Annotated in this window: 9 protein-coding genes; 4 read left to right on the top strand and 5 right to left on the bottom strand. The window is 41.8% G+C overall.

Translation table 11 applies throughout. The features are described 5' to 3' along the window. Nucleotides 1-256 precede the first annotated feature (256 nt). Nucleotides 257-2,674 carry a YhgE/Pip domain-containing protein gene (locus tag HZY94_RS01750; protein WP_179924769.1) on the bottom strand — a complete coding sequence of 806 codons (2,418 nt, stop codon included), beginning with the start codon at nt 2,672-2,674 and terminating at the stop codon, nt 257-259. 88 nt (nt 2,675-2,762) lie between these two features. Between HZY94_RS01750 and HZY94_RS01745 the strand changes: the two genes are divergently transcribed. Continuing rightward, nucleotides 2,763-3,311 (top strand): TetR/AcrR family transcriptional regulator, encoded by a 549-nt coding sequence (locus HZY94_RS01745; protein WP_179924768.1) that lies wholly within the window; start codon nt 2,763-2,765, stop codon nt 3,309-3,311. Between the two features lie 193 nt (nt 3,312-3,504). Here the strand turns inward: HZY94_RS01745 and HZY94_RS01740 are convergent, their stop codons facing one another. The 3 genes from HZY94_RS01740 to HZY94_RS01730 form a co-directional block, all read right to left on the bottom strand. After that, nucleotides 3,505-3,660, bottom strand: coding sequence for a hypothetical protein (locus tag HZY94_RS01740; protein WP_179924767.1), 156 nt, complete (start codon nt 3,658-3,660; stop codon nt 3,505-3,507). Between the two features lie 9 nt (nt 3,661-3,669). Further along, nucleotides 3,670-3,960, bottom strand: coding sequence for a hypothetical protein (locus tag HZY94_RS01735; RefSeq protein WP_179923357.1), 291 nt, complete (start codon nt 3,958-3,960; stop codon nt 3,670-3,672). A 73-nt stretch (nt 3,961-4,033) separates the two neighbouring features. Then, entirely contained in the window at nt 4,034-4,330 is a 297-nt protein-coding gene (locus HZY94_RS01730) for a DUF4298 domain-containing protein (RefSeq protein WP_179924766.1), read from the bottom strand. 561 nt (nt 4,331-4,891) lie between these two features. Between HZY94_RS01730 and HZY94_RS01725 the strand changes: the two genes are divergently transcribed. The 3 genes from HZY94_RS01725 to HZY94_RS10720 all read left to right on the top strand — a co-directional run bounded on the left by HZY94_RS01725 (nt 4,892) and on the right by HZY94_RS10720 (nt 6,916). Beyond that, on the top strand, nt 4,892-5,995 hold the full coding sequence (locus HZY94_RS01725) for a hypothetical protein (RefSeq protein ID WP_179924765.1): 1,104 nt from the start codon (nt 4,892-4,894) through the stop codon (nt 5,993-5,995). 367 nt (nt 5,996-6,362) lie between these two features. Next, nucleotides 6,363-6,677: a transposase gene (locus HZY94_RS01720; RefSeq protein ID WP_373683174.1), complete on the top strand. Its 315-nt coding sequence runs from the start codon at nt 6,363-6,365 to the stop codon at nt 6,675-6,677. Next, complete coding sequence (locus HZY94_RS10720; protein WP_179924763.1) at nt 6,674-6,916, top strand: transposase; 243 nt, start codon at nt 6,674-6,676, stop codon at nt 6,914-6,916. The genes HZY94_RS01720 and HZY94_RS10720 overlap by 4 nt, the downstream gene beginning before the upstream one ends. A gap of 334 nt (nt 6,917-7,250) precedes the next feature. Here the strand turns inward: HZY94_RS10720 and HZY94_RS01710 are convergent. Beyond that, the coding region (locus HZY94_RS01710) for a transposase (RefSeq protein WP_179924762.1) at nt 7,251-7,841 on the bottom strand (591 nt) is incomplete at its 5' end.

The following is a 7,841-nucleotide window of genomic DNA, read 5'->3' as shown; positions in this document are numbered from 1 at the left end:
TTGGTTCTTATGGCCAATAACCTCCTCAAATATGGGAAGAGGAGTACCTAAAAAGAAAAGGAGAGACTCATTTCAACGAATGAATCTCTCCTTTTTATACTTTACGGGACTTTTTGTCCCAAGCTCACCCGAGCCTAAAAATAAGGGCGCGAGGTAGGTTCGGAGAACCTTTTCAACCCGAGCCAAGAAATTGGAAGGCAAAGTAAGCCTAAAATTAAGAAAGCGAATCAACTAAATTTTTTCAAATTTAGTTCTGTCACACTCCCTTCTTGGGTTGGTAAATCAGATAGCCGGCCAGGATGGAAAGCACCAAGGTCACACTGAGAAAGGCGACTTGACTGCCAATTTGACCTGTCATTGAGATGGTTTCCCGTAAGGCGGATACCGAGTAAGACATTGGTAACCAAGGGTGAATCGCCTCAAAGAAGGAATTGGACAGTTGAATTGGATAGGTTCCAGCACTAGCTCCCAGTTGCAAGAGCAAGAGGATTAGGGCTAGGAAAGCTCCAACCTTATTGTCCAAGGTTACCAGTGTTGTCACCAAGGCCATAAAGGTCATACTAGCTAAGAGAATCACCCCAAGCGTAGCTAGTTCATAATTGGCTGTCAGACCAATCAGATGAATCCCAGCGTAAACCAAGAGACCTGCTGCCAAGGCAATGATTCCATTCACTTCCAAACGCGCCTTCAACCAAGACCAACGAGTTGAAGGCTGTCTGCCTGACGGAAGCGTTTGGAAAATTGTATTGGTGGCAATCGCTGCAACAAAGAGGGCTACTGAAACCATGTAAGGAGCCATTCCAACTCCGTTCACCTGAACTTGGTCCTGCTCGGTTTTTTCAAGCGCAATCGGACTAGATAAGGTATTGGCATTGTCCTCTCCAACATTGGCTTTTTGCAATTGCTGATTGGCCTTATCCAAACCTACTTGGAGGCTGACCAAACCATCCACCAACGAGGTCATTCCAGTTCCAAGCTGGTCACCACCCTGGGCTAGGGTTTGGGAACCGTCTTGGAGTTGGCTAGCACCAGTGGCTAATTTCGAAGCTCCGTCAAGCAAGGCACCAGAATTGGCATCCAACTGGTTGGCTCCCGATTGCAACTGGGCAACCCCGGATTGTAGTTGACCGGAGTTCTCATTCAAGGTCCGAGCTCCCTGAGCCAATTCTGAAACTCCCGCTGTATAAGCAGAGACACCGCCTGCCAAGTCTGCAGCTCCTGTTTGCAGTTGATTTTGGAGCTGATCTAAGCCAGAAGCTACTGCAGCAGAGCCTTGAGCCAGCGCTTGAGTGGCAGCCTGTACTTGGCCGAACTGACCAATTCCATTTTGGAGCGTTTGTAAATCTGCCAAGGCTTGGTTAACCAGGGGCGCTAATTCCTGCCCCAAGCTAGCCCCATTTTGATCAAGAGCCGCTGAGAGAGACTGCACACCCCCGAGTAGTGCCTGCAATTGGCCTATGTCCGTAGTCGAACCTGCTGAATCTACCGGTAAGGCTGCTAAAATTTCCGCCTGCTCAGCCGGATCCAATTTTTGGAAGGCAGCCGTCGCTGCTACGGAAGCAGCCGCATTGGCCCCAGTCGGAGCTCCAGCACCAGCCATTAGAGCTGATAAATCCGCCTCTAATTGGCTCAAACCTGCCTTGATTCCAGCCGTTGGATCCTGCCCTTGTCCTAATTGGCTTTGAAGATTGGTCAAAAGGGCAAGGGCTTGATCAATCGACGCAGCTTGTTCGGATGAAAGGCTAACACCAGCCAACTGGGCGGCTAGTTGCCCCATTCCCGCAGCTACTTGATTAGAACCGTCTACCAGAGCTGTCAAATCGCCACCACGCGCAGCCTCTTGCAAGGCCTGCACACCAGCCTGCAATTGCCCCGAAGCTGCATCCAGTTGGTCTGCTCCCGCTGACAGCTGGGCTACCCCACCTGTATACTGGTTCACACCCGTCGCCAACTGGCCAAGACCACCAGCCAGTTGACCCACGCCAGCCGTGTACTGCCCAAGACCTGTTTCCAATTGCTTGGCTCCATCTGAGAACAACAAGGTCGAGCTAGCCAAGCGTTGTAAACCATTGGTTAGCTGGTCTGAACCAGCCTGAAGCTGTTTACCACCATCTGCCAACTGGCTGCTGCCGGCACTAGCTGTCCCCATTCCAGTCTGTAGCTCTTTCATACTGCTAAACAGGGTTGAGGTGTAGTTGTTGATAATATTTTTTTGAACCGATTCCTTGAGCACATTCATGGCTGAATCACTCATCTTCCCAGCTACAAATCCATGTCCACTTGACGTTTTGTACTGGATTTTCATTTGTTGGGGATCGCTGGTCATAATCGAAGCTGCTTTTTGAGAAAGATCCTCTGGTAGCTCAACCACCATATAGTAATCTCCCTTTTCCAAACCGCGATCAGCTGTTGCTTGATTGACTACATGAAAATCAAGAGCCTTGCCCTTCTCCATATTGGCAACCATCTGGTCTCCGATGGCTAAGGTTTGCCCATTCAAAACCGTTGACTGGTCCTTGTTCACAACTGCAACAGGTAAGTCCGACAATTTTCCGTAGGGATCCCACATCGAACTCAAAAAAATAACATTATACAGGAAGGGAATCAAGGAGACTCCCAACATTACCACAATGAATTTAGGTCGTTTAAAAATGGCTTTCCACTCTTTAAACATCTGTCACCCTCCATTTTTTGCACACAGTGTCTATTTTTGATAGAATAGATTATACCACTTCAAATTTTAAATGCAAGGAGGAAAATCGATGGAGAGTAATAAAAGACAAAAGACTAAAAAATGCCTAGAAAACGCCATGGTAAAGCTTCTTTCAGATCAGCCCTTTGACCAGATTACAACGGTCAAACTGACCCAGGAAGCCGAGATCAGCCGATCCAGCTTTTACACCCACTATAAAGACAAATTTGATATGATTGACCATTATCAGGATCGGATTTTCCATACCCTGGATTATATTTTTGACAAACATGATGGACATCTGGAAGCTACCATTACAGAGATTTTTGAATTTCTCAAACGGGAACCGCTCCTGGCTACCCTCCTATCTGAAAATGGCACCCAAGAAATTCAACAATTCATTCGGAAACGCCTGCATATCCTCTTGGAAAATGGCTGGCAAGGTCGCTACAGCCACGAGCTCTTCCAAGATAAGGAAAAGAAATACGCAGCCATCTACCTCTCCAATGCCTTCCTGGGCGTCTACCAACTCTGGATTGCCCAAGGCAAAAAAGAAAGTCCCCAGGCCATGGCCCGCTTCCTCATGAAAATGCTGAAATTCAGTGGCATTGAAGCTTAATAATCACAAAGAACCAGTAGCCATCCCAGCTACCGGTTCTTTTTCACACTCTTTAAAAATCAAAACGGGCCTTTGTCTACCTGTCGTGATAAATCTCAGTGACTGCGAGCTTTGCTCAGCCCTACTGATACTATTCAGCAGGGCTCCTTGTCGATTGCTAATGTTCTTTGCCCATCACTAACAGCCTCCAACCTTACGAGTGTCCGTGTTTCCGCGAATACTCATCTGCAGCTCCGGCTATCGCCCCGAAAACAAAGGGGACTGTAATGAGGGCTGCGCCAACCACAAAAGGATTGACAACACCACCTTGCAAGGCTTGCAAGTCGCTTGGTTTGAGTTCTTGCTTCATGGCTACCTCCTAGGGAATTAGAGCATTAACCAGACTGCGACCAAAGTCACGGCCGGTTTTGTAAATCATGGCCCAGGTTTTACCAATGGCACTGCCAGCCTCACTCACGTAACCGGCACCACCCGTGATTAGCTGGAGATTAGCCACGTCAATCAGTTCACTTTCAGGGCAAGTCGGAACAGGTCCCAGAGGACCACTTGGATAGGGGTAGGGAAAACCTGGAACTAGGACCTTACCTGGACACCAGGCTTGGCTACCTCCTTGGATTTCAGCTGCTTCTGTTAGGGGAATCGTATTCATCCGTTTCTTCCTCACTTTCCTTCTTATTTGGGGCCCTCATCTTTTAATTCGAAAGTAGGAAAGAAAAAAAGGACTAACGGTGAGAATACATAATTGAAACCAGCTCCAGTAAATCACCAAGTAGGTGATCGTGATCTGTAATCAAATCATAGAGCCGATCTTGACTGAGCACCCCACAAGCTTCACCGAGACCAGCGTTCTCATGGAGCTCTAGCCAAGCCTCACTCCCATAAAAGTCTCGGAGAGCTTGATAGTCCCCATGATGCTCCTGGAAGGCTTCTACAGCCTCCTGGAGTGCCTCAATCCGAGGCTGGAAACGTTCCAAAGCCACTTCCATAGTCTGTAGCTGATGTTCCTGTCCTGTGGTCATATAAACTCCCTTCCGGGGTGGCACGCCCCCCTAATCAATCTTCAAAATAAACGGCCACTAAAAATCTCACCGATTATTCTTATACTACCATAGATCAAGCAGAATACCAGGATAGGGGATTTTACCCTTCTGGATAGGATTTAACATATCATATCCCAAACAAAGCCCCTTTAGATTTAGAAACTTTGAAAATGCTGCAGTAGAGATAATTATATATATCCTAATATCATACTTTGTACAATTAGGAAAATTAACTTATATAGATAAAATCTACTCTAACTACCTTTATTATTCGTATAAAAGAAGAATTTCAATGAATTGCTTTGTAAATTCATTCCAAAAGAGAAGTCTATCAATCTTTTAAATCACAGACAACTAGAAAGAGATTTCGATACTATCAACAGTCGTCCAAATAATCTATTACTGTGTTATACTTGACAATTCATGTTCTGAATAAAGAATGATACAATGATAATAGTAAATTCATATTCAATATCTTACAATAATTTTCTTAGAAATTTTTGTATTTTAAAAATGAAAATCGATTTTCAAAGGAGTACTATGGCCCCGCTAGATGAAATATCTTTTTCGGTTTTGCTAGATGAGACTACTGAAGTAAGACAATTACTTGAGAATCTAGTGAACCTTAAACATGACATATATTCTAAAATTTCAATCGGAGCTCTTCCATTTATATCTTCATTGAGTGATGGTATACTACATTTCTTGCCTGAAGAGCATATTGAAGAGTTACCAGATATCGGAAAACAAAAACTTAAAAAAATTATTGCGAATGTAAGAGTTAGCTATAAACAATATTCAGATAAAAGGTTTAATAAAGCTATCAAATCCATACTTGAGATAGAAAAAGTATTTTACTCACAGATGATGAAAAAATATAACTTACTTCAAAAATTAATTGTCCGTATCTGTGGTCAGGAAGATTTAGGTGTTTTTTATTACAAAGGTATTCCTTATGCCAATACTAATCAACAGCATATATATTTAGAAAGTATTCTATCTAAGAGCGATAGAAAGGAGGTTCCTTATTTTTCAAGCGAAGTTTCTACTCTCCTTTTGGAGTATAGCAAAAACCTAGGTACTTTAATTAATTCTGTAAATTTAAAAACGATTTCAACTATTCCAATTCAACATGTAGATCCCAGTGATTTTGTGCTCAAAGACTTCTTTTTACTTGATAAAAAAAGAAAAAACTTCTTAACAGGAAGTCTCCCTCTTGAAACACAGTTATTTCTTTTTAATATATTATGTCAGAATAACTTTATACTTTACCTAATCCCTGATGTCCTAAAATCAAAAGAAAAATTCTTCACCAGATCATTAATCCAATGCTACTTAGTAAGTATTAACGCACTAAGGACAGTCTATGAAAAATATAATTCATGTTTCTCAAATTTTCAAAACAAACAATTTAGTAAAATTATAGACAACAAAGAAAAACATTTAAACATCGATCAATCTTTTAGAAACAATATCTTCCATTATAAAATTTCCGATGTTCCTTTAGAAGTTTTTAGTACCCCTGATAAATTTTTTGAAGAATTAATTGAGTTTCATAGTAATAAACCTTTTAAAGAATACCAAGAACTTCTAATTAATGAGACTACTAAAATAAACAGATTAATCAGCTCTCTTATACAATGAATAATAAGGAAAGGTTCTATAATAAGTTGCATGGAAAGCTTGCACTCCATGCAACTTTTTTTGTAATTTAGAATGCAAAAAAAGCAATTCCTAGTAAACTGATAAGTGAAAAAACATCAGAGATTGTGTATGGAGCGCCATTAGAATTAATAGAGTATGTAAACAACCTGGCACCAAGACCTCTCCCTCGAGTATTAGCTATCGATGAATCTAAAGCTACTCGAGATTGTGAGGGAGCTATGGCTTTTATTGCCATGGATTGGGACAGTAGGTAGATTCATACAACTCTAGATGATCGTCGAACCCATAAACTACTCGAATTTTTCAATGGTTATTCCTATGAAGAACGATGTAATAGTTTGTTATAATGAATATGAATGCAGCCTATGATTCCATGGTCAAAAAAACTTTTCCAAAAGCTAGAATTTTTATTGATCGTTTACATATTATACAGCAGCTAACCAATACCTTTAAAAACGTTCGAATTCAAGAAATGAATCACTTGAATCGCCATTCAGGTGAAGAAGTTAAGTATCATCATCTCTTTAAGCGCTATTTATCCGCTCAAGACATAGCTTTGAAGCTGATCGATTATAACCCTGTTTTGAAAGAAACTTATGACTTTTATCAGCCATTACTTGGATATTTCAAGGATCGAAATGCGGACTATTTTTTGACTTGATTCGAGAGAGTCAGAATTCAGACATTTTATACCAAAGTTTCCGTGATAAGCTAGCTTTCCTCTTGAAGAAGGAAGAGAGTATACACTTGGCCTTATCCCTACCTTATAATAATGGTTTCGTTGAGGGGACTAATAATAAGATTAAGCTTCTGAAACACTCTGCATTTGGTTATCGGAAGCACGAGCATCTATTTGCCAGAACTTACTGGATGCAGACTACCGCTATTCACTCTATCTAAAAAGCCGAGGCTGGGACAAAAGTCTAGCTTCATTGACTTTGGCTAACAAAATGCCTTTGACGCAGTAGCTGATTGGCCTCTTCGTTCGCTTTTCAAGCTCAGAAGAGAGCCTAATCAGCCTTGCGAGGGTGGGACTAGCTGTCAGTATTTTAAATTTTCACAGTGGAACTGTGCATATGACCTTGGCTTCTAGAAGTTAAAGAGATGCAAGACCCAGTGGTGTGAAGATTCCAAGCCTGATGGCTTGGAATCTTTTCACCACTAGGTTGCGCATTTCTTCTAATTCTTCAGAAGCCTATGATACACGCCCTCCCCTCCTTAGAGGGGAGGATTTTTAGATAGAGTGGACAGCAGGAGATTGCATCCAGTAAACTCTGGCAAATAAATGCTCATGTTTCCGATAGCCGAAAGCAGAGCGCTTCAGAAGCTTAATTTTATTATTAGTTCCTTCAACGAGGCCATTATTGTAAGGCACAGAAAGGGCTAGACGGATAGATTCTTCCTTCTTTAAAAGAAAAGCTAGCTTATCACGAAAGCTTTGAGGGAGGAGCTCTGAATTTTGGCTCTCTCGAATCAAGTCAAAAAAGTAGTCCGCATTTCTTTCCTTAAAATATCCAAGTAGCAGTTGATAAAGGTTCCAAGTTTCCATCAACACAGGGCTATAATTGGCCAGTTCTAAAGCTATATCTTGTGCTGATACATAACGATTAAACAGGGGATTATACTTAGCTTCAGATGATAAACAACCATAGTCTTTTTGCAGAAGTCTCCACAAACGCTTGATACGACGGTATTTTTTAGCTTCTTCACCAGAATAGCGGTTCAGTTTATTCATTTCTTGAATCCGAACCGTTTTGAAAGCATTGGTCAAATGTTGGACAATGTGAAAACGGTCAATCACAATCTGAGCCTCAGGAAAAGCTTT

The sequence above is a fragment of the Streptococcus danieliae genome, assembly GCF_013415245.1.
GTDB classification, from domain to species: Bacteria; Bacillota; Bacilli; order Lactobacillales; family Streptococcaceae; genus Streptococcus; species Streptococcus danieliae_A.
This window is presented reverse-complemented; position numbering and strand designations above follow the sequence as displayed.

Coding starts and splice junctions, on each gene's coding strand:
- HZY94_RS01750 (WP_179924769.1), bottom strand. CDS start 2,674: ATGTTTAAAGAGTGGAAAGCCATTTTTAAACGACCTAAATTCATTGTG.
- HZY94_RS01745 (WP_179924768.1), top strand. CDS start 2,763: ATGGAGAGTAATAAAAGACAAAAGACTAAAAAATGCCTAGAAAACGCC.
- HZY94_RS01740 (WP_179924767.1), bottom strand. CDS start 3,660: ATGAAGCAAGAACTCAAACCAAGCGACTTGCAAGCCTTGCAAGGTGGT.
- HZY94_RS01735 (WP_179923357.1), bottom strand. CDS start 3,960: ATGAATACGATTCCCCTAACAGAAGCAGCTGAAATCCAAGGAGGTAGC.
- HZY94_RS01730 (WP_179924766.1), bottom strand. CDS start 4,330: ATGACCACAGGACAGGAACATCAGCTACAGACTATGGAAGTGGCTTTG.
- HZY94_RS01725 (WP_179924765.1), top strand. CDS start 4,892: ATGGCCCCGCTAGATGAAATATCTTTTTCGGTTTTGCTAGATGAGACT.
- HZY94_RS01720 (WP_373683174.1), top strand. CDS start 6,363: ATGAATATGAATGCAGCCTATGATTCCATGGTCAAAAAAACTTTTCCA.